The organism is Priestia koreensis (assembly GCF_001274935.1).
Lineage (GTDB): Bacteria > Bacillota > Bacilli > Bacillales > Bacillaceae_H > Bacillus_AG > Bacillus_AG koreensis.
Window position 1 is genome coordinate 552586 of the sequence record NZ_LILC01000013.1, and the last position, 23487, is coordinate 576072.

Annotated in this window: 23 protein-coding genes and 2 riboswitches; all 23 genes read right to left on the bottom strand. The window is 43.6% G+C overall.

Annotation, left to right across the window (positions count from 1 at the left end):
* Nucleotides 1-68: 68 nt before the first annotated feature.
* Nucleotides 69-785 (bottom strand): elongation factor P 5-aminopentanone reductase, encoded by a 717-nt coding sequence (gene ymfI, locus AMD01_RS11960; RefSeq protein WP_083446528.1) that lies wholly within the window; start codon nucleotides 783-785, stop codon nucleotides 69-71.
* A 69-nt stretch (nucleotides 786-854) separates the two neighbouring features.
* Nucleotides 855-2150 (bottom strand): EF-P 5-aminopentanol modification-associated protein YfmH, encoded by a 1296-nt coding sequence (gene yfmH / locus AMD01_RS11965; protein WP_053401629.1) that lies wholly within the window; start codon nucleotides 2148-2150, stop codon nucleotides 855-857.
* 1 nt (nucleotide 2151) lies between these two features.
* Complete coding sequence (yfmF, locus tag AMD01_RS11970) at nucleotides 2152-3429, bottom strand: EF-P 5-aminopentanol modification-associated protein YfmF (protein WP_053401630.1); 1278 nt, start codon at nucleotides 3427-3429, stop codon at nucleotides 2152-2154.
* Nucleotides 3430-3846: 417 nt separating this feature from the next.
* Nucleotides 3847-4035 carry a hypothetical protein gene (locus AMD01_RS24140; RefSeq protein WP_157052715.1) on the bottom strand — a complete coding sequence of 63 codons (189 nt, stop codon included), beginning with the start codon at nucleotides 4033-4035 and terminating at the stop codon, nucleotides 3847-3849.
* Between the two features lie 143 nt (nucleotides 4036-4178).
* Nucleotides 4179-4430, bottom strand: coding sequence for a hypothetical protein (locus AMD01_RS11975; protein ID WP_053401631.1), 252 nt, complete (start codon nucleotides 4428-4430; stop codon nucleotides 4179-4181).
* A gap of 54 nt (nucleotides 4431-4484) precedes the next feature.
* Nucleotides 4485-5015: a cob(I)yrinic acid a,c-diamide adenosyltransferase gene (locus AMD01_RS11980; RefSeq protein ID WP_053401632.1), complete on the bottom strand. Its 531-nt coding sequence runs from the start codon at nucleotides 5013-5015 to the stop codon at nucleotides 4485-4487.
* Nucleotides 5016-5094: 79 nt separating this feature from the next.
* Nucleotides 5095-5871: a uroporphyrinogen-III C-methyltransferase gene (gene cobA, locus AMD01_RS11985; RefSeq protein WP_053401633.1), complete on the bottom strand. Its 777-nt coding sequence runs from the start codon at nucleotides 5869-5871 to the stop codon at nucleotides 5095-5097.
* Entirely contained in the window at nucleotides 5868-6932 is a 1065-nt protein-coding gene (gene cobT, locus AMD01_RS11990; protein ID WP_053401634.1) for a nicotinate-nucleotide--dimethylbenzimidazole phosphoribosyltransferase, read from the bottom strand. The genes cobA and cobT overlap by 4 nt, the downstream gene beginning before the upstream one ends.
* Nucleotides 6898-8442 (bottom strand): cobyric acid synthase, encoded by a 1545-nt coding sequence (locus AMD01_RS11995; protein WP_053401635.1) that lies wholly within the window; start codon nucleotides 8440-8442, stop codon nucleotides 6898-6900. Before AMD01_RS11995 ends, cobT begins: the two co-directional genes overlap by 35 nt.
* A complete protein-coding gene (locus AMD01_RS12000) occupies nucleotides 8435-9802 on the bottom strand; it encodes a cobyrinic acid a,c-diamide synthase CobB (RefSeq protein WP_053401636.1) in 1368 nt (455 codons plus the stop codon). Before AMD01_RS12000 ends, AMD01_RS11995 begins: the two co-directional genes overlap by 8 nt.
* Nucleotides 9803-9820: 18 nt before the next feature.
* Nucleotides 9821-10945 carry a cobalt-precorrin 5A hydrolase gene (locus AMD01_RS12005; protein ID WP_053401637.1) on the bottom strand — a complete coding sequence of 375 codons (1125 nt, stop codon included), beginning with the start codon at nucleotides 10943-10945 and terminating at the stop codon, nucleotides 9821-9823.
* Nucleotides 10942-11718: a precorrin-4 C(11)-methyltransferase gene (gene cobM, locus AMD01_RS12010; protein ID WP_053401638.1), complete on the bottom strand. Its 777-nt coding sequence runs from the start codon at nucleotides 11716-11718 to the stop codon at nucleotides 10942-10944. Before cobM ends, AMD01_RS12005 begins: the two co-directional genes overlap by 4 nt.
* The gene (cobI, locus tag AMD01_RS12015) at nucleotides 11715-12416 is read right to left on the bottom strand and encodes a precorrin-2 C(20)-methyltransferase (protein WP_053401639.1); all 702 of its coding nucleotides are present in this window, start codon (nucleotides 12414-12416) and stop codon (nucleotides 11715-11717) included. The genes cobM and cobI overlap by 4 nt, the downstream gene beginning before the upstream one ends.
* Entirely contained in the window at nucleotides 12413-13621 is a 1209-nt protein-coding gene (locus AMD01_RS12020; protein WP_053401640.1) for a bifunctional cobalt-precorrin-7 (C(5))-methyltransferase/cobalt-precorrin-6B (C(15))-methyltransferase, read from the bottom strand. Before AMD01_RS12020 ends, cobI begins: the two co-directional genes overlap by 4 nt.
* Nucleotides 13611-14711: a cobalt-precorrin-5B (C(1))-methyltransferase gene (locus AMD01_RS12025; RefSeq protein ID WP_053401641.1), complete on the bottom strand. Its 1101-nt coding sequence runs from the start codon at nucleotides 14709-14711 to the stop codon at nucleotides 13611-13613. Before AMD01_RS12025 ends, AMD01_RS12020 begins: the two co-directional genes overlap by 11 nt.
* A gap of 1 nt (nucleotide 14712) precedes the next feature.
* Complete coding sequence (locus tag AMD01_RS12030; RefSeq protein WP_053401642.1) at nucleotides 14713-15363, bottom strand: precorrin-8X methylmutase; 651 nt, start codon at nucleotides 15361-15363, stop codon at nucleotides 14713-14715.
* Nucleotides 15363-16136 carry a precorrin-6A reductase gene (gene cobK / locus AMD01_RS12035; protein ID WP_053401643.1) on the bottom strand — a complete coding sequence of 258 codons (774 nt, stop codon included), beginning with the start codon at nucleotides 16134-16136 and terminating at the stop codon, nucleotides 15363-15365. Before cobK ends, AMD01_RS12030 begins: the two co-directional genes overlap by 1 nt.
* A gap of 1 nt (nucleotide 16137) precedes the next feature.
* Nucleotides 16138-17028, bottom strand: coding sequence for a sirohydrochlorin chelatase (locus tag AMD01_RS12040; RefSeq protein WP_053401644.1), 891 nt, complete (start codon nucleotides 17026-17028; stop codon nucleotides 16138-16140).
* Between the two features lie 15 nt (nucleotides 17029-17043).
* Nucleotides 17044-18618: a precorrin-3B C(17)-methyltransferase gene (cobJ, locus tag AMD01_RS12045; protein ID WP_053401645.1), complete on the bottom strand. Its 1575-nt coding sequence runs from the start codon at nucleotides 18616-18618 to the stop codon at nucleotides 17044-17046.
* A 26-nt stretch (nucleotides 18619-18644) separates the two neighbouring features.
* Entirely contained in the window at nucleotides 18645-19043 is a 399-nt protein-coding gene (locus AMD01_RS12050) for a (2Fe-2S) ferredoxin domain-containing protein (RefSeq protein WP_053401646.1), read from the bottom strand.
* A gap of 143 nt (nucleotides 19044-19186) precedes the next feature.
* A riboswitch (cobalamin riboswitch) is annotated at nucleotides 19187-19376 on the bottom strand.
* A 118-nt stretch (nucleotides 19377-19494) separates the two neighbouring features.
* A riboswitch (cobalamin riboswitch) is annotated at nucleotides 19495-19672 on the bottom strand.
* Between the two features lie 160 nt (nucleotides 19673-19832).
* Complete coding sequence (locus AMD01_RS12060; RefSeq protein ID WP_053401648.1) at nucleotides 19833-20792, bottom strand: ABC transporter permease; 960 nt, start codon at nucleotides 20790-20792, stop codon at nucleotides 19833-19835.
* A complete protein-coding gene (locus tag AMD01_RS12065; protein ID WP_053401649.1) occupies nucleotides 20793-21848 on the bottom strand; it encodes an ABC transporter permease in 1056 nt (351 codons plus the stop codon).
* Nucleotides 21845-23374 carry an ABC transporter ATP-binding protein gene (locus AMD01_RS12070; RefSeq protein WP_053401650.1) on the bottom strand — a complete coding sequence of 510 codons (1530 nt, stop codon included), beginning with the start codon at nucleotides 23372-23374 and terminating at the stop codon, nucleotides 21845-21847. The genes AMD01_RS12065 and AMD01_RS12070 overlap by 4 nt, the downstream gene beginning before the upstream one ends.
* Nucleotides 23375-23487: the final 113 nt, after the last annotated feature.

Below are 23487 nucleotides of genomic sequence, written 5' to 3' on the forward strand. Positions count from 1 at the left end.
GATTCATAGCTTATTTTGTTCAGGTCAGACAGTTTTATGCGTCATAATGGAAAAATGTTTGTGCTTTTTTACGTATGCCAGCCGCCGTTTACGGAAATCACTTGTCCGGTGATGTACGAGGCTTTCGGTGACGTAATGAAAACGACGGTATCTGCAACTTCCTCAGGCTCCCCAATACGCCCAAGCGGAATCTCTTCCGCTATCATTTGCAGGTCCTCTTCTGTAAAATGGCTCATCATGTTGGTTTGAATCGCACCTGGTGCAATCGCATTGACTCGAATATGACTTGGTGCTACTTCTTTTGCAAGCGCCTTAACAAACGAAATTTGCGCCCCCTTAACGGTAGAATAAAGCACCTCACAAGATGCTCCCGTTAATCCCCAAATAGATGACATCATTACAATATTTCCGCTTTGATTTTTGATCATATTCGGTAACAGACGTTGCGATAACTTAAACGGAGACGTGACGTGAAGATTCATCATTTCTTTCGTTTCAACGTCCGTCATATCCGTCACAAGGCCCACATAGCTATTTCCACTAATATAGACGATCGTGTGGATCGGAACTGAAAGCTGACTAATCAGTTCCTCTACTCCCTCATCGCTCGCCAAATTCGCTTTTACAGTCAATATAGGGGTGTTGAGCTCTGTTTTTAGCTGATTAATGGCCTCTTCGTTTTGATGGTAATGGAGGACAAGTGAATAGCCTTCAGAAGCCATTGCACGCGCTACGGCCTGTCCTATTCCCCCGCTTGCTCCTGTAATGAGTACGTAACGTTCCAACTCGCTCTCCTACTTTCCTTTTCATATCTAAAGCCCCCTATCGTTTCGAATAGAGGGCTTTTGCTCATATTATGCCTTTTGTTCTTTTGGTACAACCTGGCAGACAGTGAAGTTTTCTTCATCGATTACTTCTTCTACCACTTTTTGAATATCAGCTACTCGAAGCTCTTCAAGCGCACCAACCACGCCAAACAAATCCATATCGTTAAACGCATAGCGCGTAAACTGATTGGCAATAAACTCAGGTGAATTTAATGAGCGTAAAAAGGCTCCAATTTTCTTTTTGCGAATGCGATCTAGCTCTTCATCCGTCATTGTTACACTCTTCATTTCTAAAAGCGTTTTTTGCAGGCGCTCTGCTAGTTCGTCAGGACGGTCCGTGTCACCGCCGATAATCGCAAAGCCAAATCCGCCTTCTTCCGTGTAGTCGTACGAGAACGTCTCGTCAATCAAACCGTCATCATATAATTTTTCATAGTACTCGGAGCTTCGGCCAAATAAATAATCAAGTACGACGTTCATCGCTAGTTCGTGCGTAAGTAAGTCTTTACCTGAACGATTTGGTGATTTTGCTTTTACTCCTACAAGACATTTAGATGTTTGAACGGTCATCGGAATAACCTGTTTTTTCTTCGCGACGCTTGTTGGTTCATCGTCAAAATGACGATTAATATCATCTTGCTGCTTGTAGTCTTTTTTCGTTTGGTTGTCACGAATTTGCTTCATGACCTTTTCAGCATCTACAGGACCTACAACAAACAGCAGCATGTTGCTCGGATGATAAAACGTGTCGTAGCACGTATAAAGGTCGTCTTTTGTAATTTTTGAAATGGAGTCGATTGTACCTGCAATATCAATTTTCACTGGATGATTATGGTACATGTTTTCAATCGTTCCAAAATACAAGCGCCAGTCTGGATTGTCATCGTACATCGTAATTTCCTGTCCGATAATTCCTTTTTCTTTCTCCACCGTTTTTTCAGAGAAATAAGGCGTTTGTACGAAGTCCATCAGCGTGTCTAAATTCTGTTCAAAGTTTGACGTACATGAGAACAAGTACGCTGTACGCGTGAAAGATGTGAACGCATTAGCAGAAGCACCTTGCTTACTGAAATCTTGGAACACATCTCCATCTTCTTTTTCAAACAGCTTGTGCTCTAAAAAGTGAGCCACGCCGTCCGGCACGCGAATCATATCGTTTTGCATAAGTGGCACAAACTGATTGTCAATGGACCCGTAGTTTGTTGTAAACGTCGCAAACGTTTTATTGAATTCAGGCTTTGGCAAGATATACACGCGCAAGCCGTTATCCATCTTCTCATGATAGAGCTCTTCTTTTAATTGTGTAAATGGGATTTTTTCCATCTTACTCACCGCCCGTTCCACGTAAGAAATAAATGGTATCTAGATCAATACCTTCTGCTACTTTGATGATTTCTTGTTTTGATACCGCATCAATACGCTTCAAATACTCTTCAATTGAAATATCTTGATTCGTTAACTCGTTGTGATACATAATTTCAACAAGTCCGCGCGCTGTATCAACTGTCTCAAGAAGCTGGTTATGAATGACTGCCTTCGTTTGAGCAACTTCTTCATCCGTAAAGTCACCTTTTTTCATCGCTTCCATTTGCTCTTTAATAATCGTTACGGCCTGATCGTATTTATTCACTTCAATTCCTGACATAACCATTAAAAGTCCTTTATGGCTTTCAACACGAGATGCCGCGTAGTAAGCAAGGCTTGCTTTTTCACGAACGTTAATGAAAAGCTTCGAATGAGAGAATCCACCAAAAATGCCATTGAACACTTGTAGGGCAAAGTATTGCTTGTCGCTATACGTTACGTTTGTTCGGTAGCCAATATTAAGTTTTCCTTGTTTAATATCTTGTTCTTCAATCACTTCATTGACGTCAGATACTTTCTTGTGAACGAGTGGATCATGAGCAAGGCGCTCACGCTCGTTGAGTGGAAATTCGTTTTTAACGGTTGCGACAACGTCACTTACATCAATGTCACCAATAATGTATAGATGAATATCGTCTTTGTTCAGCGCTTCTTGATAGTAGTTATGAAGACTCTCAGGCGTAATTCCCTCGATATCTTCAATGCGACCATTCACGTGCAAACGGTATGGTTCTTCCTTACACATTTCTTCTACTAGGCGTAGATTTGAGTAGCGCATTTTATCGTCGAATACCGCTTGAATTCGTTGACGAAGCGCACGTTTTTCTTTATCAACGGTACTTTTCACAAACGCACCGTTTTCTGTCGCCGGTTTTAGCAACACTTCTGATAAAAGCGTGATCGCTTTTTTAAGAAGGGGCGTGGAGTCTTTTAAATATTTTTCGTTGGCGATGTCAATACGGAACGTAATTTCTTGATTTTCACCCTTTTTTGTTAAATCAACTTGAAGGGTAGCTCCGTAGAGTTCATCAAGATAAGCTCTAAGCTTCGTTGCACTCGGGTGTGTTTCGGTTGCGCTTTGAAGCACGTAAGGAAGCAGTGCACGAAGTGTGAACGTGTCTTCTTTCAATGGAGCTGTCATTTTTAAAATGAGCGTATTCGTTTTGTACTTTGTTGTTTCAATCGTATGAACGGTTACGCCACTAAGCGAATGTTTTTCTTCGTTTAGCAATTTCATTGGGATGGATACCCTCCTTTTATGTACAGTTCAAATTAGGTTCATCTGCTTATTGTTAGCTTTTACAAAAATTCTAGTCTTAAGACTACTATATCGAAAGTTCGGAAAGATTTTCAAGAAAATGCAACTTTATTCATTCATTTATTCTATTCAGCGCATGCTTAACCTAGAAAAGAAAAAGGAGAAATGGCGTCATTTCTCCTTTTGTACGTACTATTGAACGAAAAACCTTCTACTGATTGGGACCTCCATTTCAGATTGCTCCGCTTTACTTAGAGCGAGCGATTGGCTTCCTCGTCACTCGGTTTATAAGGGATCTCACCTGTCTCGCTCGTCCCGTAGGAATCTTCGCATCTTTCATTTCAGACTTTTTTTCATTGGATAAAAAATAACTACCGTTTCCTGTCTTTCATTGATTCACTTGAAAAATAAGATTCTGAGTCGAGCTGGATCATCTGTTTCAAATAGTCCGGTATTTCGTTTCAGATTGCTTCGCTTTCCACGGGGCGAGCGCTGAGCTTCCTCGTCACTCCGTTCCTGTGGGATCTCACCTGTCTCGCTCATCCCGTAGGAGTCTCGCATCTTCCACTTCAGACCTCTTTTCATTGAATGGGAACGTTCAAGAGAAGCGTGTCTTTCATTTCGAGACGATGTTCATTGGACGAATTAATAACCTTCATCACTTAGAATGCATATATTAGACGATCTCGATATTTATTTAAACAGCTTCTTTTAAATTAAATTACATTTTATTGCTGTTCTAAGTATTGTTTGTACTCAATGTAGTATTTTAGAGTTCTTTCATACTCATTAGACTTATTTGCATATATCGCATTAATTTTCTCTTCTATCTGTTCACTTAGTTGATGTTCGCCATTATAAATCTTTTTCTTCATCATACTTTCAAGCCTATTATTGTACTGAATTGCAGAAATATCTTTTAATTTTCTAGCGTTCTCAATTATCAGATGCCTATTCTTCAAAAATTCAATAAAGTTCATGCAATTGTCTCCCCTCACATACAGATAAAAGTTACACTTTGTAATTTAAAATGATTACTTCTCAATCCCCACAATCGCCGGAACTCCTTCATCATAGTAATGTTTGATTGGGTTCATTTCGGTGACGAGGTCTGCTAGGTCGATGAGTTGTTGTTTGGCTGAGCGGCCTGTGATGACGAGGTGCATGTGCTCGGGACGATTTTTGATTAGGTGCAGCACTTCTTGCAGTGAAAGCACGTCATCGATAGGAAAACGCTCAATGGCAAGGGCGTTGTTTAGTTCGTCTAGGATGACTACGTCATAACCACCCGACATGATTTTATCTTTTGTGAGTGCCCATGCTTTTTGAAGAGCGTCGCGGTGCTCTTGGGGTGTTTTTGTCCATGTAAAGCCGATTCCTGTTTGATACATATCGATGCCTAGTTTTTTTAACGAGGCCTGTTCGCCGGTTGTTCTGGATTTGATGTATTGAATAATGAGTACACGCTTTTCTCTTCCAGCTGCTCGAATCGCAAGCCCCATCGCGGCCGTTGTTTTCCCTTTTCCGTCGCCTGTGTAGACGAGAAGACGTCCTTTGTCCTTCATTTCTCAATCTCCTCTTTCCTTCATGAGTCGTGTTATATACAGTAATCGCCCAGTGCTTTTTGAACACTGAGCGATCATATTAATCTTCCTGCAAAAGTGGCGTTTGTGCTTCTTCAAACCACTGAAGCTTTTCACGCAGATTTACAACGTCCCCAACTAATACGATAGAGGGATGAATAATTGCTGCTTTTTTCACTTCCTCTTCAATCGTTAAAAGCGTCCCAGTGACCGTGCGCTGCTTTGTAGTTGTTCCCCAGTGGATAACCGCAACGGGTGTATGCGCGGAACGACCGTGAGCAATTAGCTGCTGACAGATATGCGTTAAATTCCCAACTCCCATATAAAAGGCAATGGTATCAATTCCGTTTGCGAGCGCATCCCAATTGAGGTGATCAGCACCCTTTGATGCTCGACCATGTCCGGTCACCATCGCAAACGATGAACCATAGTCACGATGGGTAACGGGAATTCCTGCATAAGCTGCCGCTGCAATTCCTGATGTGACACCTGGTATGATTTCATATTTAATGTCATTGTCTTTTAATACTTCGGCTTCTTCTCCTACTCGACCAAAAACCGCTGGATCACCGCCCTTTAATCGTGTGACCACTTTTCCTTCATTCGCCTTTTGTACGAGAAGAGCGTGGATCTCCTCCTGAATTAATTCGTGTTTACCAGGAAGCTTTCCGCAAAAAATAAGCTCTGCCCCTTCTTTTGCATGCATCAAAAGCTCTTGACTAATGAGGCGGTCATATAAAATAACGTCCGCTTTTTGAATGCATTCCAGTCCGTATACCGTAATGAGCTTCGGATCTCCAGGCCCTGCCCCTACTAGATAAACGTGTCCTTTTGTCATCGTACTTCCTCCTTTCTAACTGTTTTCTCTGCAATGCCTGCCGTTTCAAACGTGGCCATTTCGTTTAGCATGAGCGTTGCTGCCTGTACAATTGGAAAGGCAACGGCTGCGCCACTTCCCTCTCCTAATCGAAACCCTAATTGTAAAAGAGGCGTCTTATTCAGCATTTTAACGGCCGTTTCGTGACCTCGTTCTGCCGATGCATGTCCAACAATCATGTAATCATTTGAATTTGGCTCTAGTCGGGTTGCCACAAGTGCTGCGACTGTGCTAATGAATCCGTCCACCAAAACCGGAACACGGCGCGAAGCAGCCGCCATCATTGCCCCGGCCATCGCAGCAATTTCAAAACCTCCCACTTTTGAAAGCACGTCTAGAGGATCATGACGATCTGGCTGTCTTTTTGAAATTGCCTCGGCAATAACGCGAGCTTTTACAGCAATAGCATCATTAGAAAGACCTGTTCCTGCCCCAACAATTTTATCAATCGGCGCATCACTGAGAGACGCTAAAATAGCCGTACTCGGCGTTGTGTTGCCAATCCCCATCTCACCGACAATCAAGCATTTCACACCGTGATCAATCATGACGAACGCGCGGTTCATCCCAATAGCAATTGCCGCTTCTGCCTCACTGCCAGTCATTGCATCCTCTTTTAAAAAGTTCCGTGTTCCAAAGCCTACTTTCTCCACGTGAAGATCTGCATGTGATGCAATCTCAGCCGCTACGCCAACGTCTACAATCTCAAGCTTCGCTCCGATTTGGCGGCTAAACACGCTAATGGCCGCTCCACCTGTCAAAAAGTTCTGAACCATTTGGGCAGTCACTTCCTGCGGAAACGCTGATACTCCTTCTTCGACAATTCCATGATCACCAGCAAAAATTAGCACTCCAGGTGGCGTGACAATGGGAAATGGCTTGGCTGTCATCGCCGCAATCTCGGCTGCAAGCTCTTCAAGTTTCCCTAAACTTCCAGGTGGCTTTGTTAATGTATCTATGTATTTTAACGTATCTTGTTTCACTGCTTTATTCAATTCCGGTATTTCGATGCGTATGCTCATATGAAGTCTCTCCTTTTTGAAACTGTTCCATTTGTTCCGTAATCCACTGAACGTCAACATGAGATCGAACATGATCTGCTAATCGATCAAAGGCCTGTTCTCTCATCTCATTAAAGTTTACACGACCAGTGATAGGCGGTAAATGTTTTCTTTTTCTGACCTCATTTAAGAAGCGTTCCCGAAGCGCATCGTTATGGAAAATACCGTGAAAATAGGTTCCTAGCAAACCATTATTTCCAGAAATGAACCCTTCATTACGACCGTCTTTTAATGTAATAAAAGGTCGTTCTTCCGTTGAAAACGTGGACTCGCCCATATGAATCTCGTACCCTTTTACAGACAGATTCTCTCCCGTTGTCTCTCCCTCTGACCATGTTGTCACTTTTTCCTTGTTCATTACCGTCTGCATCGGAATAAGCTGTAGACCTTGTATTTGCCCGTACTCGGATTCAATTTGGTAAGGGTCCTGAATGTTCTCACCGAGCATTTGATAGCCCCCGCAAATACCTACAACGGTTACTTCCCCACTTTTATATAGGGAGGAGATTTGTTCATACAACCCGCTTTGCTTTAAAAACAAAAGATCTTCAATCGTATTTTTACTTCCTGGTAAAATAATGACATCTGGATTTTTTAACTGCTTCAGCTGTCTGACAAAGCGTACGTCACAGTCAGGCTCGGCAAAAAAGGGATCTATGTCCGTAAAATTTGAAATACGGGGATATTGAATAACGGCAATATCAATCTCCTTTTCTCCGTCATGGTCACTTTTATATTGCTGAAGCACTACTGAATCTTCTGCTTCAATATTCAAATGATCTAGATATGGAATAACGCCAAGAACAGGCTTGTTCGTATACTCTTCAAACCAAGTAAGACCCGGTTTTAACAGTTCGACGTCCCCTCTAAATTTGTTAATAATGACCCCAATGACTCTTGAACGCTCTTCTTCTGACAAAAGCTGAAGTGTTCCTACCAAGCTAGCAAAAACGCCGCCTTTTTCAATATCTCCTACTAAAATAACGGGCGCATTTGCAAGCTTCGCTACGCGCATGTTAACTAGCTCACGGTCGTTCAAATTGATCTCTGCAGGACTTCCGGCTCCTTCGATGACAATTCGCTCATATGATCCACTTAATGCGTTCAGCGATTTTTCAATGAGTGCGAGCCCTTCATAAAAGAAATCACTGCGATATTTACTCGCCTGCATGTTTGCATAGAATTTTCCGTGAACGATCACATGCGATTCATTGTCACGATTGGGCTTAATTAAAATCGGGTTCATATCCGTCGTAGCCTGAACGTTTGCTGCTTCTGCCTGTACGCCCTGTGCACGCCCAATTTCCTTGCCGTCATATGTAATGTACGAATTTAGCGCCATATTTTGTGATTTAAACGGAGCTGTTTGATAGCCGTCCTGTACGAAAATGCGACAAAAGGCCGTTACAAGCGTACTTTTACCAGAATCAGAGTGTGTTCCTTGAAACATTAACGGAAGAGATTTAGTCATCGTTTCGCTCCTCACAGCGCTTTATCCAGTTTTCAATTAATTTTGGACATGACGCAAAATGAATATGGGTATAGCCAGCAATTACGTTATGCAAAATCGTCCCCTCATTGGACACTTTCCGGCGGGCAATTACTTCGTAAGCGTGTGGGTGTTCATTTACTGCTTCAAACGTCGAATAGTGAAACTCGTGTCCTCTCGCCACATCCCCGTCCATTAACAGGTAGTTCCCTTCGCCACCGCGAATTTCACGATACCCGAGGGCTGCCAGGCGATCTTGCATTTTCACTTTGCCGTTAATAAGCCCTAACATCTCATAAGACGTTCCTTCCCTTGTGACGATGGCATCGGTCAGATACATAAACCCTCCGCATTCAGCAAGCGTTGGAAGTCCATCTTCAATTGCTTCTTTAATCGATTGTTTGACTTCTGTTTGCTGTGAAAGCTCGCGTGCAAATTCTTCTGGAAAACCGCCTCCTATGTACAAACCATCTACGCCAGGTGGAAGCTTTTCTCCTTTTAACGGTGAAAAGTAGACTAAGTCCGCTCCGTATGCTTCTAACAATTCCAAGTTTTCTTCATAATAAAAATTAAAGGCCGCATCTCTCGCTACCGCAATCCTCACCCGGTTTTCTCCTTTATTTATGAATAGCGGCTGAGTAGAGGATAACGAAGGGGCAATGGACCGCGCATAAATTTCATCAAGTTCCACCGTTTCGCTTACCGCTTTTCCAAGCTGTTCGAAAAAAGAATCTAAGTCTCCGCGCTCAATAGACGGAACAAGCCCTAAATGTCGCTCAGGAATGGACGGTACGGCATTTTTTTGCAAATAACCGAAAACGGGAAGGTTACATTCCTGCTCAACTGCCGCTTTAATTAATTCATAGTGCCCTTGACTTCCTACCTGATTCACGATAACCCCGATAATCGTCGGCTGATCAGAGAACATTTGAAATCCTTTTACGATTGCCGCTGCGCTTCTTGCCATACTTGCTCCGTTGACCACTAGAATAACAGGCGTTTCCGTAATCACGCTAATTTCCGCCGTTGTTCCTTCATCTGTTAACGGATTCTTTCCATCATAAAATCCCATCACGCCTTCGATAATAGACAAATCAGCTCCGACGCTTCCTCTACCTACAATCTCTTTTACGACTTCATGAGGAAGCATCCACGTATCTAGATTACGCGCCTTTCTTCCTGTCACTGCGCTATGGTAGGTCGGATCAATGTAATCAGGACCACATTTAAATCCTTGAACCTCGTATCCTTTTTGTTTAAAAGCGGACATTAATCCGATCGTCAGCGTTGTTTTTCCAACGCCGCTTCCTGTTCCGGCAATGACAATACGTCGTGTTGTCATGAAACATCTTCCTTTCGTTTACGAAAATGGAATTACTGCAACAGAGATCGTCACATTTCCTGACTTCTTTTTCTCTACTTCAAGAGATTTTGCTCCGCTATACAAACGAACGGCAGGCTCACTTACCCCGTAAGCACCCGTATATTTAAAAACCGTATCGGACGGTTCGTTGATTTCCACTTCATTCAGCTGTTCGGGCGTGTAATAAACAAATTCCCATCCGTGCTGATTGACGAGCTCAATGAGTCCCTGCTCGTCTTTTTTCAAATCAATCGTACAAATCGCTTTGACGCTTTTAATCGAGAAGCGGAGTTCATCTAACGTTTTCTCTATTACTGCTTCGATTTCTTCCTTCGTTGTTCCTCTATTACATCCAATTCCAAGAGCAATTGTTTTTGGCCGATAAAGAACACCATTATGTAGCAGCACCTCTTCGTCTTCGGATAAGATACGATGTGTGACAACAAGTGCCGCTTGAAAATCTTCATTTAGTGCTTCTCTAGCTGAGCATGTATAAGTAAAATGAGCAGGCAATGGATGATCATAGTTCCACCAGCTACGTTCACCCGACTCTTGTACAATCACCACTCTCTCTTCGTTTACGACTGACGCACTAACGGGAGTCAGGTTCTCTGCTGATTCCCACACCCAGCCAAAACGCTTTCCAAATAAGTCAACGGGAATGGTTTTCTGAACGTCTGATGCCGTTGTGATCACCGGATGTGCCTGCAAAAGAGCCGCGACCTCCCGCGTTAGCTCATTCGCTCCTCCAATGTGACCAGAAAGAACGCTAATCACGTTCTCGCCTTTATCATCGATCACGACAACCGCTGGGTCCACTTTTTTATCTTTTAAAAGGGGAGCAATCATTCGCACAACGGCTCCTAACGAGATAATTAAAATAATCCCTTTATATCGTTGAAAAAGAGAAGGAAGCAATAAACGAACGCTTCCCTCAAATAATTGAATTTGCTTTTCTGACTCGTCTCCTTTACCAAACTTGCTCATGTAGTAAAGATCGGCATGTTGAAAGGTGGCACGTAATTTTCTGGCAAGCTCCACCCCATGCTTTGTAATCGCAACAAGCGCATAATCGCCGTCTACTTGAACGTCCGGTATCATCGACTCTTGCAATGAAATCATCTTGTTGACACTCCCTTACGATACCCATGAGTGAAGGCTTGGTCATATAACTTTGAGCGATACTCTTTGTCATGAATATCCGGGTCTAGTGCCCAGCCTGCTAAAATCATGGCTTGCTTTCGAATCCCATTTTTCCTCATATCTTCATCTAAGTGTTCAACGGTCGTTCGGACAATTTTTTCATCGGGCCATGAAGCTTTATAGACGACAGCAACCGGAGTATCCTTACTCCAACCGGCCGCTATAAATTCCTTCATCACTTTTTTCGTCAGCGTCGCACTCAGAAAGAGCGCAATGGTACATTGATGCTTTCCGAGATCACGTAGTTTTTCGAACTCTGGGACAGGCGTTCGTCCTTCCGCTCTTGTTAAAATAAGGGTCTGTGTTAAGTCAGGAATCGTTAATTCTGCTCCAACAGCCGCTGCAGCCGCAAATACAGAGCTCACACCTGGGATAATCTTCGTTTCAATGCCTTCTTTTTTAAGTAACGCCATTTGCTCCATAATCGCTCCGTATACAGCAGGGTCACCCGTGTGAACACGAACGACCTTTTTGCCCGCTTTTACATGTTGCACCATTACGTCGACCATTTCCTGCAAATGCATGCCGGCCGTTTTAAGAATTTCTGCCTTCGGCTTCGCTTTTTTAATCAGTTCCTCACTGACAAGAGAGTCTGCATAAAGCACCACATCTGCTTCTTGTAGGAGTGTTAAGCCTTTTACCGTAATTAAATCTGGATCTCCTGGTCCTGCGCCAACAATATATAGCTTCATTTTCTCACCACCATTAATGTTAAATATTCGAGATCAACGTTATGTAATTCATTTATGTTCCAAACGACTTCTTCATCAGACGTAACCTTCGTAATGACAGATGCTTTCTCTGCAAGCCCAAGCTCATTTAAGACATCGATCATCACATCCATCACCTTTGCTACTTTGATAAAGACCACGCAGTCGTGCTGTTCGAGTGCCTGCTTCATCTTTTTTCGATTGCCCGTTGCCGGAATGATCGCTACATGATCATCACCATCCGCAAGTGGAAGAGCTAATCGTGATGCAGCACCGTTAAAGGAGGAAATACCAGGGACAACCTGTACCTCTACTTCTGGATGCTCTTCATGCATCATTTTCATCATATGAATAAAGGTACTGTATAAAAGAGGATCACCTTCAGTGACAAATGCAACGTCTTTCCCTTCCTGAAGCTTCTCCCATACCTTCTCGACCGTTCGCATCCACTGCTCGTTTAAAATGGCAGGATCTTTTGTCATCGGAAACACAAGACCAAGCATCTCCTTTTCTGCCGGGTTCACGTACACATCAATAATTTTATGGGCATAGCTTTTACTTCCTTGACGCTTTTTGGGGTACGCGATTACGTGAGATTCCTTCAATCTTCGGAAGGCTTTCACGGTAATAAGCTCTGGGTCTCCAGGACCAACACCAAGACCGTATAACGTTCCAATCATTTTTTTTCCTCCGTTTCTCGTCTTGCTGTAATAATATAAATCGGATTTAGTGCGTCAAAACGAGTAAGATTTAAAATAGGCTTACTTCTAGAGGCCTGAATGAGCATAATATCAACAGCAAACCCTCGCTCTTTAAATCCTCTCACTGCGTCCATCATATTTTCAATCGTCACCGCGTTTAGTACGATACGACCGTTTGGCTTTAAGCGCTCGCAGCTCTGATCCAAAATTCCGTTCATATCTCCTGCGGTTCCTCCAATAAATACGGCATCAGGATCAGGAAACTCTTGAAGACGATCAGGTGCCTTTCCAAGCACAGCTGTAAAGTCGGTGCGAAACTTGTGCATATTGAGGTAGCAATTGGCAAGGTCTCCCTCATTTTTTTCAATCGCATATACGCTGCCGTAACGGCTAATCCGTGCCGCTTCAATCGCTACTGAGCCTGTACATGTTCCAACATCCCACACAACGCTTGTATCCGTTAGCTCTAGTGCACTTACGCTTAATATTCGCACTTCTTTTTTCGTAATGAGACCCTTTTCAGGCTTACGCTGGTAAAATTCATGATCGTCAATACCAAGTGACCAAACGGGACCGTTCTTTACTTGTTTTAACACGACCACATTTAAAGGAGAAAAGGCGTGTTCGCATGCATCCGTTAACGTCCACCAGCCTGTGCGCTCCTCTTCTCCACCAAGATTTTCCCCAACAAACATTTCATATTCGTCCATCCCATATGACAACAGATATTTGGCAATGACTGAAGGAGAGTTCTCATGATCGGTAAGAAGCACGACCTTCTTCTGTCCATCTATCTTTTGCGCCAGTCCCGTCATCGAGCGACCGTGTACGCTAATCATCGTTGCATCTTGCCACCCTTCTCCTATTCTAGCGAAAGCAAGCTGAATCGAGCTCACGCTAGGGTACAGCTCTATTGGTAGTTTTTTAGATAAGTAGCTACCAATTCCGTAGAAAAGCGGATCACCTGATGCCAATACGACCGTTTGGCGCGTTTCATTTTTTAATTCTTCTACAAGAGAGGACAAACCACTTGTAATGATGCGTTTCTCTCCTTGAAAATTTGGGAAGAAGTCTAACATCCGCTCCCCTCCAACGAGCAGTTCGCTTTCATCAATCCACTGCTGATAGGTTGGAAGAATACTAGCTACACCACTATCTCCTATTCCAATTACCTTAATCCCCACTCTCGACCATCGCCTTTCCTAATTGTTCACCTTTCATCGTGTACAGCGTCGTTTCAATCGTTAGATCACCTTTTACTTCGTTTAACGCTGATTGATTGCAATATGTACAAAGCTTTGTAAAAAAGGATGCGTTTCCCGCCATGATTTCGGCTGCCTGTGATGCTGTATTTGCTTCCTTAATCTCTTCTACAAGTGAATCAGAGGCTCCTGATTGGGACGCCACTTCGGACAAAAATGTGAGACTGACAGGAGCGCTCTTAGAATGAACCATCATAACGCCCTGTGCAACCTTTGAGAATTTCCCCATCATCCCGACCATTGATACTTTTTTTACACCTTGCTTTTTGCATTGCTTTAGCGTAAATCCAACAAAATCACCCATTTCAATAAACGCTTCCTCTGGCAAATGTGGATACTGCTTCATTGCGTACTTTTCGCTTCTCCCACCTGTCGTAATGACAACGTGCTCACAATTAGACGCTCTTGCAACGCTGATCGCTTGAACGATACTTGCCATATAAGCAGAAGTAGAAAACGGTACAACGGTTCCTCTTGTGCCTAGAATAGATATACCGCCAATAATACCGAGGCGACCGTTTAGCGTTTTTTCAGCCATTTCCTCTCCTCTTGGAACCGATATAATGACTGCAACGCCCGTTTTTATCCCGTGTTCCGTTAGTACATCCTCGACCACCTGTAAAATCATTTTCCTCGGTACGGGATTGATAGCCGCTTCTCCTACCGAAACAGGTAGTCCAGGCTTCGTCACACGCCCAACGCCTACCCCACCGTCTAGCGTAATGCCTTCAGGCTGAAAGCTTACGGTCGCTTCAATGAGTGCACCGTGCGTGGCATCGGGATCATCCCCAGCGTCTTTAATCGTCGAGGTTTTGACAGCACCGTCTAGCCATTCACAGCTTTCCATCTGAAACGTAGCAAATTGCTTGATCGGTAAATAGATGGTTGCTTCTGTTTGAGGGATACCGGTAATAAGCGCTGTTAGAGCCGCTTTTGTGACAGCAGTCGCACATGCTCCTGTCGTATACCCTTGGCGAAGCGGCTTTCCGTCCGTTTGTTTCTTTGCTTCCATCTCACTGAACGGCCGTTGCTAAAAGCGAAATCGCGTTTAACGCCGCAACCGTTACCGTACTACCACCTTTTCGACCGATGTTTGTGATGAACGGAATATCAAGCTTTGCGAGCTCCTCTTTTGATTCCGCAGCGGACACAAAGCCAACCGGAAGACCAATGACGAGTCCTGGTCTTGCTTCTCCTTCTTTAATAAGGCGAATTAACTCTAAAAGAGCCGTCGGTGCATTTCCAATGGCAAAAATGCCGCCGTCTGCTTCCTTTATCGCCTTTCTCATTGAAATAATGGCGCGAGTCGTATCCAATCTCTTTGCTTCTTCCATTACATCCTCATCTGAAATATACACGCGAATGTCGCCGCCAAATTGCTCGATGCGCTGTTTACTTACGCCAACCTGTACCATTTGCACATCTGCCACAACTCGTTTTCCGCTTCTGATCGCTTTGATCCCTGCTTCGATAGCATCAGGATGAAACACCATGCTTCGCCCAAGCTCAAAATCGGCTGAAGCGTGAATAACGCGCTGAACAACACGATATTGTTCGTCTGTAAAGGGATGCTCTCCGATTTCTTCTGTAATCATTTCAAAGCTTTTCCCTTCAATTTGCTGTGGCTGAACGGTTAACGGTTTAAACTCTGTACGAAAATCCATTACTTCTCCCCCTTAGATAACTGATGTACGGCTGTTAGCACGTCCTCAAATGTTTGATGCACGTTCCCATATGAAATGTCAGGACGCTTAATGACAATGACATGGATCCCTAAATCCTTTGCGGCCTCAAGCTTCTGATCGACTGATCCGACTTTCCCGCTTTCTTTTGTAATCATCGTCGTGACGCCGTACTGCTTATAAAGAGCCTGATCAAATTCTTTTGTAAACGGCCCTTGAATCGCGATAATGTGCTTCTGTGGCAAACCGAGCTGCTCACACTTTTCCATGTTGTCTTTACGAGGAAGCATGCGAGCGATAAGCTTTACATTTGGCAAATGCAGCAGTTCATTTGTAAACACCTGGAGCGTTTTGCTTCCGGTTGTAAGCATGACGGTCCCTCCACGAAGCGCTGCAAGCTTTGCCGCCTTTTCATAGCTTTCGACAACTTGCAGAAGCGGATCATCAATAACGTGGTGCGCGCGCTCATAGCGGATATACGGAATGGACGTATTGGCGGCCGCTGCAATGGCATTTTTAGAAGCTTCTTCTGCAAACGGATGACTCGCATCTACTACTAACGTAATCTTGAGGTCTTGAATGATTTTCTCCATCTCTTCTGCCGTTAAGCGGCCGACTCTTACCGGAATTTTCTCGTTTTTCAACTCAATGGCAGCATTCTCAGTTACGACTGTTGCAAGCACGGAATGCTCGGCTTGTTTTAGCTTGCGTGCTAATTCACGTGCGTCACTCGTACCAGCTAAGCATAAAATCATCTTATTTCCCTGCCTTTTCAAGCTCATGGTGATGGTGGCTATGATCATGATGGTGGTGATCATGGTCGTGATGATGATGGTGATCTATGTGCTCCATAGCTTCCTTACGATACACGCACGTATCACAGTTCATTTTCACTTCTCCCTCTAACGCCTCGTGTGCTCGGTCAAGAAGGATCGTCTCCAGTTTTTCATGGAAACCGAAGTAGCCAGCAAGTGACACCACCGTTCCATTCCACTGATTATTAAACTGTTCGACCATTCCCTCTAATCGCTTAATTAAGATCCCTGTAAAGAGGAAATACGGTAAAATGATAATTCGTTTCGCTCCTAATTTCACACATCGTTCAATACCTTGTGCGACAAGCGGATCCGTCACTCCCATAAAAGCAGGTTCGACCATCTTATAATTTGTTTTTTCCCATAGAAGACGGCTAATTTTGTAAAGTTCACTATTTGCATCCGGATCACTTCCACCTCTTCCTAAAAGCAGAATAGCCGTGTCGTCTGCTGGTGATTCCGTGCTTTCTCCTAGCTCATGAAGGCGCGTTTTTAAAATTTCAAACGTTTCTTCATGAATGCCAATTGGACGTCCGTACGTGAAACCGATATGTGGATACTGTTCTTTCGCTTCATCAATGGCAGCTGGAATATGGATTTTCGAGTGCCCTGCTGGTAGAAGCATGATTGGAATAAGATGAACATGGCTTGCGCCTTTTTCAATACAGTTCTGAATTCCCTCTGTAATAGTTGGATGCTGGAACTCTAAAAAACACGTTTCAACCAAAATGTCCGCTCCCATTTTTCCCTTCAAACGCTCTGTCACAACGAGCACCTGCTCATTGCCCTCTGAATCTCTACTACCGTGGCCAATAAATAAAACTGCCTTCATCTATGTTTCCTCCTCTTAATCGTCCCCACATGGAACAGGTTCTAATTTGATTTTTGGTGTGACATCACGATGAATAAATCCTCCGACTGCGCCGACACGTTTAAAAAATTTATAAAAGGACTCATTCGCATGTCCTTGTTCTTTGTATTCGTGCACGATGCCTGTCACCATCTCTACAATTTCTTCCTGGGAAATACCTTCTGCAACAGGTTGGCCGGGATGTGCCGTTCGACCAACTGTTTTCGCTCCTAAAAACAAGTCAAACTTCCCTCTTCGGAACACAATGCCAATATCTTCGTTTACCGCGCCGTAACAAGCCATCGCACATCCGTTAAAGCCAATTTTCAATTCCTTAGGAACATCCATCCCACCGAGAAGCTGTTGCAGCTGCTGAACCTGGGGAATGGAAGAATCCTTTTCTCCTTCGCAAAAGTCACATGCTTTTACGGTGACAACCGAGCCAACCGGAAAAAGTAAAAATCCTTTCGCTTCTAGCTCTTCTGTTATTTCGTGAGGAGATAAAGTTGGAATTGATAGCTTCATATAGTGGTCCGTTGTATATTCAATGCTTCCTTTTTCTCCCGCAATTGCAGCAAGAGTCGCTAGCTGCGTTGGAGTAAACTTTTTCTCTACTACACCTGGACTAACGGCCACTTCAAAGATCGTTTCCACCTGTTGTTGAACGATGGTCGAAGCCGCCTCACCGCTTGCAGCTTGCAGTGCCTCCTCTGCCCACGTTCTAGAAGATTTAACTTCGACCTCTTGATCGAGTGCCCACGGCTCCGCTTCTTTTTTTAATCGCTGATGAGGCTTTAATGGCTGTGTCGTTTGATTAAGCGTGTATTTACGCTGATAGCCTCTTGGTGTAATCATTAAGTCCTCATACATAAACGTGGACGAGTTTCCAATGACAACCGTTGTCAGCATCCCGATATCGTGTTGAAGCATGTCAGCTAGCGTTGTTTTAACGATTTCCTGACGATCTCGATAAGCGCTCTTCACAAGTCCTACTGGCGTATCAGGGGAGCGATAGTTTAGTAGAATTCGCTGCGCCTCCATAATTTGACGTGTTCGTCTCCCACTTTTAGGGTTGTAAAGTGCGATGACAAAATCTGCCTGAGCAGCAGCATCTAGCCGTTTTGCAATAAGCTCCCACGGTGTGAGGTGATCACTTAAACTAATCGTGCACGAATCGTGCATAACAGGGGCCCCAAGCAGTGACGCACAGGAATTAATGGCTGAAATTCCTGGGACAACCTCCACTTTTATTCCATCAGTCGGTTTCCAGCCTTTTTCAACTAATACTTCGTAGACAAGTCCAGCCATCCCATATACGCCCGCATCTCCGCTTGAAATAACAGCGATTGTTTTACCTTGCTCTGCCTGCTTCACTGCTTCTTGTGCCCGACTTACTTCTTCCGTCATTCCGGTGCTAATGATTTGTTGATCCCCAAGCAGGCCGCTTATCAACTCAACGTACGTTTTGTATCCAATGACCATGTCGCTCTCTTGAATGGCTTCTTTTGCACGCTCCGTAATATGTTCAAAGCTTCCAGGTCCAAATCCTACAACCAGTACTTTTCCGCTCATCTCCTATTCCACTCCTTTCTAAGGTTTTACAACTTAACAGACTCTTTCTTTTCATCCTTATTTTTTTGAATTCCTTTAATGGCTTCTGTATGACTCGTACGAGCAAGCTGTCCCTCTTCAAATTGGTAGACGAGAGAATCCTGCAGAGGTACGTTATCACGGAGATGACTTTGCACCATCAAACGAGCTTTGTCTGGTGTCATCCCTTCATACCAAGCGCCTTCAGGATAGACAACGACTACACACGCATCCTTACAGCGACCGTTGCATCTTGTACGAGATGTATGCACGTGCTCGTCCAAGCCAAGCGTCTTAATTTCATCGCGGATCGCCACCGTAACCTCTTCTCCTCCTTTACGCATACAGCTTGATCCATTGCACATTAGTACGTGTTTTTTCATTCCTTCTAAATTCCAGGTTGTCATATGAACACTCCATTCTTTTTGGCACATTTTTTAACTGGTGAAGCTTTAAAACAAAAAAACACCTCTATCAATAGATAGAGGTGCAGAATAATAGACAGATTACATCAGCATACGCCTGCACTTCTGTCTATAGTCCCGTAGACGAAGTAGTTGTTGTGACGGCAGGTCTCCTGACTTTGGTTCATCATTTTATTGCGCCTTCCCGAGCATTCAGTGGCATTGTGCAATAAAACTCACCGTTTACAGTGGCGGGTACCGTGATGGATTTTCACCATCTTCCCTTTTAAGCGCAGCTCCTTTTTGAAGCTGCACACCGTCATAACGAATATTCAATTTGTAGTGAACATAAAAAAAACTCCGCCAAGGAATTTGGCCGAGCATCGTTAATAAGGGAAGAAGGATAGACTTCTTCACCGCACCAACGCCTCGAACTTTCCATCCCCGAAAAATTGAAACATTCAAAATAAAGACAGGTCTCCTGACTCGTGTATCAGCCTACTTTGATTCCTTCCCGTCTACTTTCAACAGTGGTTCCATCATTTCGTCCACACTTACAGTTGCGGGGGCAGCTGTGGAATTTCACCACATTCCCTTTTAAGCGATTTCGCATCTTTATTTTTGGTAACTATAAATTTATGTAATTGGCAAAATTTTTCGACTTACGAGATTAATTATAGTAATGTTAAAATCCCTTTGTCAACAAAATAAAAGGAAATGTCCTCCACCTTTTATAAAGAAGAAGGGCACTTCCTTTCATGAAGCGGTGAGTACACCGCTTAAATTGTGACTTTATCTCTTACCTTTTTCGTACGGTGTACCAAGTGCTTTCGGTGCATCTGCACGTCCAACAAATCCAGTTAACGCTAAAATGGTTAATAAATATGGCGCGATTTTTAGCAACACATTCGGAATTTCTTGAATGTATGGAATTTGTTCACCCGTGATACTAAGTGACTGTGCAAGACCGAAGAATAATGCAGCACCTAGTGCTCCTAGCGGATGCCATTTTCCGAAAATCATCGCTGCTAGCGCTAAGAAACCTTGTCCAGCAATTGTCGTGCCTGAGAAGTTTGTTGCAATAGATGTTGCATACACAGCCCCACCAATTCCTGCAAACAAACCAGAAAGCATAACTCCTACATAGCGCATAGCCGTAACGTTAATCCCCATCGTATCTGCTGCCATTGGATGTTCCCCAACTGAGCGAAGACGAAGACCGAACGGCGTTTTATAAATGATGTACCAAACCAAAAACGCAAGAGCAATCGCAATGTACGAAGTAACTGGTACAGATTTGAAGAATAGATCGCCAATGACCGGAATTTTGGATAGAACCGGAACATCGATTTTATCAATACGAACTTGGATAAAATCAGTTTGACCTTTTCCGTAAATGTTTTTAATTAAGAAGACAGATAGACCCGCTGCTAAAAAGTTCAGTGCCACACCGCTGACGGTTTGATCCGCCTTTAATGTGATTGTGGCAACGGCGTGAATAAGTGCAAAAATCATACTTGCAAGTGCCGCTAATCCTATCCCTAACCAAGGAGCAGCTGCACCGAGTGAATCCTGAAACGTTAGTGTTGTAACGATACCTGTAAAAGCACCAAAAAGCATAAGACCTTCTAATCCAATATTTACAACCCCTGATCGTTCGCTAAATACGCCTCCTAGAGCTGTAAAAATGAGCGGTGCCGCTGAATAAAGCGCAGCCTGTGTGATTAGCGCAAGAATGTCAAGAAAGCTCATTTATTTTCCCTCCTTGCCGAGTCGAGTTAAAAACCAGCGAACAACGTAGCTAGATGCTACAAAGAAAATGATCAGTGCGATAATAATACCAACAAGCTCAGATGGTACATTCGCCATAAAGTTCATTTCTGGTGCCGCTGTTTTTAAACCACCGAATAAAAACGAAGCAAGCACGATACCGATGGCGCTATTTGCACCTAAAAGAGCTACCGCAATTCCATCGAACCCTGTTCCTGTAAAGGATGATAAGCTGTTCATGTATTGGAATGTTCCTAACCCTTCCATTGAACCGGCAAGACCTGCAAACGCACCCGAAATAACCATGGAAAGAATAATGTTTCCTTTTACACTCATCCCTGCATATTGCGAAGCATGCTGGTTGTAACCAACCGCTTTTAGTTCATAACCTTTCGACGTTTTCGATAATAAAAACCACATGACAATTGCAGCTAATAGTGCAACAAAGATTCCGTAGTGCATACGAGAATTATCCGTAATCGATGCAAAGAACGGTGATGCAAGTGAAGCTGATTCTTTAATGTTGTATGACTTTTCGTTTCCACCATAAATATACGTCTTAATTAAGAAGCTTGTTGTATATAGCGCGATGTAGTTCATCATAATGGTAACGATTACTTCATTTACGCGAAAGCGTGCTTTTAAGAAGCCTGGTACAAATCCCCAAAGAGCTCCTGCAGCTGCTGCTGCTAAAAGCGAGAGCGGAATATGAATAACCGCCGGTAAATCAAATTTGTATCCAACAAAAACGGCAGCAAACCAGCCTACAAGAAGCTGACCTTCAACTCCGATGTTGAATAACCCCGTTTTAAACGCAAACGCCACGGCAATCCCAGCTAAGATAAGGGGAGTCATCGCACGTACCGTTTCTCCAAGCGCCTTCGGATCTCCGACCATCCCGTCAAACAGCGACTGGTAGCCAAACACTGGATCATAGCCGCCGATTAGCATGATGATACCACCCACTAACAACCCTAAGATCGCTGCTACGATCGGAATGAGAATATTGATAAAACGCTCATTTCTTAATATCTTCATGATGATGCACCAACTTTCTCTTGCTTTCCACCAGCCATCAATAAGCCAAGCTCTTGTTCGTTCGTTGTTTTTGGATCAACAACGGCAACAATTTTTCCTTCATAGATGACCGCAATACGATCGCTTAAGTTCATCACTTCATCTAACTCTAGTGAGATGAGTAAAACGCCGCGTCCTTTGTCACGCTCTTCGACTAGCTTAGAATGAATAAACTCAATAGCCCCCACATCTAGACCACGAGTAGGCTGTGCCGCAATGAGTAATTCAGGGCTCCGATCCACTTCACGGGCGATGATCGCCTTTTGCTGATTTCCCCCTGAAAGAGCACGTGCTGGCGTATATTCACTCGGTGTACGAACGTCAAATTCTTTAATTAATGTTCGAGCTTTTTCGTAGATTTTTTTGTAGTTTAAAATTCCGCCTTTTGAGAACGGCTTTTTGTAATACGTTTGAAGAGCTGTATTCGCTCCGATCGTATAATCAAGCACTAGACCATGCTTGTGTCGATCCTGAGGAATATGTCCTACTCCCGCTTCCGTGATTTTTCTCGTGCTAAGCGGTGTCAGATCAAGGTCTTTTAACTTAACAGAACCTGATTTTGCTTTACGAAGTCCTGTAATGGCTTCAATAAGTTCTGTCTGTCCGTTTCCTTCCACTCCAGCAATCCCTACAATCTCGCCGGAACGCACTTCAAGATTTAGGCCATTCACAGCGGAAACCCCGCGAGAGTCCTCCACGACTAAGTCGTGAATATCTAGCACAATTCCTTGTGGAACGGCATCTTTTTTCGTTGTTTTAAAATGCACTTCACGTCCAACCATTAAAGAAGCAAGCTCGTCCGCGTTTGTGTCAGCTACCGTTACAGTACCGATTCCTTTTCCTTTACGGATAACCGTACAGCGATCACAAACAGACATAATCTCTTTTAATTTGTGCGTAATTAAAATGATGGATTTTCCTTCTTTAATCAAGTTTTTCATGATTTGAATGAGTTCCTGAATTTCCTGCGGTGTTAGTACCGCTGTCGGCTCATCAAAAATTAAAATATCGGCACCGCGATACAGCGTTTTTAAGATTTCAACCCGCTGCTGCATACCTACAGAGATGTCTTCAATTTTGGCATAAGGATCAACGGATAAACCATACTGTTTGGATAGCGCCTCAATTTTTTGTGCGGATTCTTTAATTTGAATTTTCCCCGCCTTTGTTGGCTCACTACCTAAAATGATGTTTTCCGTTACCGTGAATTTTTCAACTAACATAAAATGCTGGTGAACCATCCCGATCCCTAGGCCATTTGCCACATTCGGGTTCGTAATCTTTACTTCTTCACCACGGACTTTAATTTCGCCTTTTTCTGGCTGATATAATCCAAATAGCACGTTCATGAGCGTGGATTTCCCCGCTCCATTTTCACCTAGAAGCGCATGTATTTCACCCTTTTGTACCTGAAGCGTAATATTATCGTTTGCTACGATACCAGGGAATTCTTTTCGGATATTTAGCATTTCAATTACATATTCCACAATGTACCCTCCTTCTACCTGTACGTTCTCTATGAAACTAGAAGGTTATCTTTATTCACAAAGAGGGTGACTCCATAGGAGCAGGAGTCACCCTAATACAAACATTACATACG

Coding starts and splice junctions, on each gene's coding strand:
- cobM (WP_053401638.1), bottom strand. CDS start 11,718: ATGAAGCTATATATTGTTGGCGCAGGACCAGGAGATCCAGATTTAATT.
- cobA (WP_053401633.1), bottom strand. CDS start 5,871: ATGACAAAAGGACACGTTTATCTAGTAGGGGCAGGGCCTGGAGATCCG.
- AMD01_RS12025 (WP_053401641.1), bottom strand. CDS start 14,711: ATGGAAGCAAAGAAACAAACGGACGGAAAGCCGCTTCGCCAAGGGTAT.
- AMD01_RS12030 (WP_053401642.1), bottom strand. CDS start 15,363: ATGGATTTTCGTACAGAGTTTAAACCGTTAACCGTTCAGCCACAGCAA.
- AMD01_RS12040 (WP_053401644.1), bottom strand. CDS start 17,028: ATGAAGGCAGTTTTATTTATTGGCCACGGTAGTAGAGATTCAGAGGGC.
- AMD01_RS12065 (WP_053401649.1), bottom strand. CDS start 21,848: ATGAAGATATTAAGAAATGAGCGTTTTATCAATATTCTCATTCCGATC.
- AMD01_RS24140 (WP_157052715.1), bottom strand. CDS start 4,035: ATGAAAAGAGGTCTGAAGTGGAAGATGCGAGACTCCTACGGGATGAGC.
- AMD01_RS12050 (WP_053401646.1), bottom strand. CDS start 19,043: ATGACAACCTGGAATTTAGAAGGAATGAAAAAACACGTACTAATGTGC.
- AMD01_RS11975 (WP_053401631.1), bottom strand. CDS start 4,430: ATGAACTTTATTGAATTTTTGAAGAATAGGCATCTGATAATTGAGAAC.
- yfmH (WP_053401629.1), bottom strand. CDS start 2,150: ATGGAAAAAATCCCATTTACACAATTAAAAGAAGAGCTCTATCATGAG.
- yfmF (WP_053401630.1), bottom strand. CDS start 3,429: ATGAAATTGCTAAACGAAGAAAAACATTCGCTTAGTGGCGTAACCGTT.
- cobT (WP_053401634.1), bottom strand. CDS start 6,932: ATGAGCATACGCATCGAAATACCGGAATTGAATAAAGCAGTGAAACAA.
- AMD01_RS11995 (WP_053401635.1), bottom strand. CDS start 8,442: ATGACTAAATCTCTTCCGTTAATGTTTCAAGGAACACACTCTGATTCT.
- AMD01_RS12000 (WP_053401636.1), bottom strand. CDS start 9,802: ATGACAACACGACGTATTGTCATTGCCGGAACAGGAAGCGGCGTTGGA.
- cobK (WP_053401643.1), bottom strand. CDS start 16,136: ATGATTTTATGCTTAGCTGGTACGAGTGACGCACGTGAATTAGCACGC.
- cobJ (WP_053401645.1), bottom strand. CDS start 18,618: ATGAGCGGAAAAGTACTGGTTGTAGGATTTGGACCTGGAAGCTTTGAA.
- AMD01_RS11980 (WP_053401632.1), bottom strand. CDS start 5,015: ATGAAGGACAAAGGACGTCTTCTCGTCTACACAGGCGACGGAAAAGGG.
- cobI (WP_053401639.1), bottom strand. CDS start 12,416: ATGATTGGAACGTTATACGGTCTTGGTGTTGGTCCTGGAGACCCAGAG.
- AMD01_RS12060 (WP_053401648.1), bottom strand. CDS start 20,792: ATGAGCTTTCTTGACATTCTTGCGCTAATCACACAGGCTGCGCTTTAT.
- AMD01_RS12005 (WP_053401637.1), bottom strand. CDS start 10,945: ATGATTTCATTGCAAGAGTCGATGATACCGGACGTTCAAGTAGACGGC.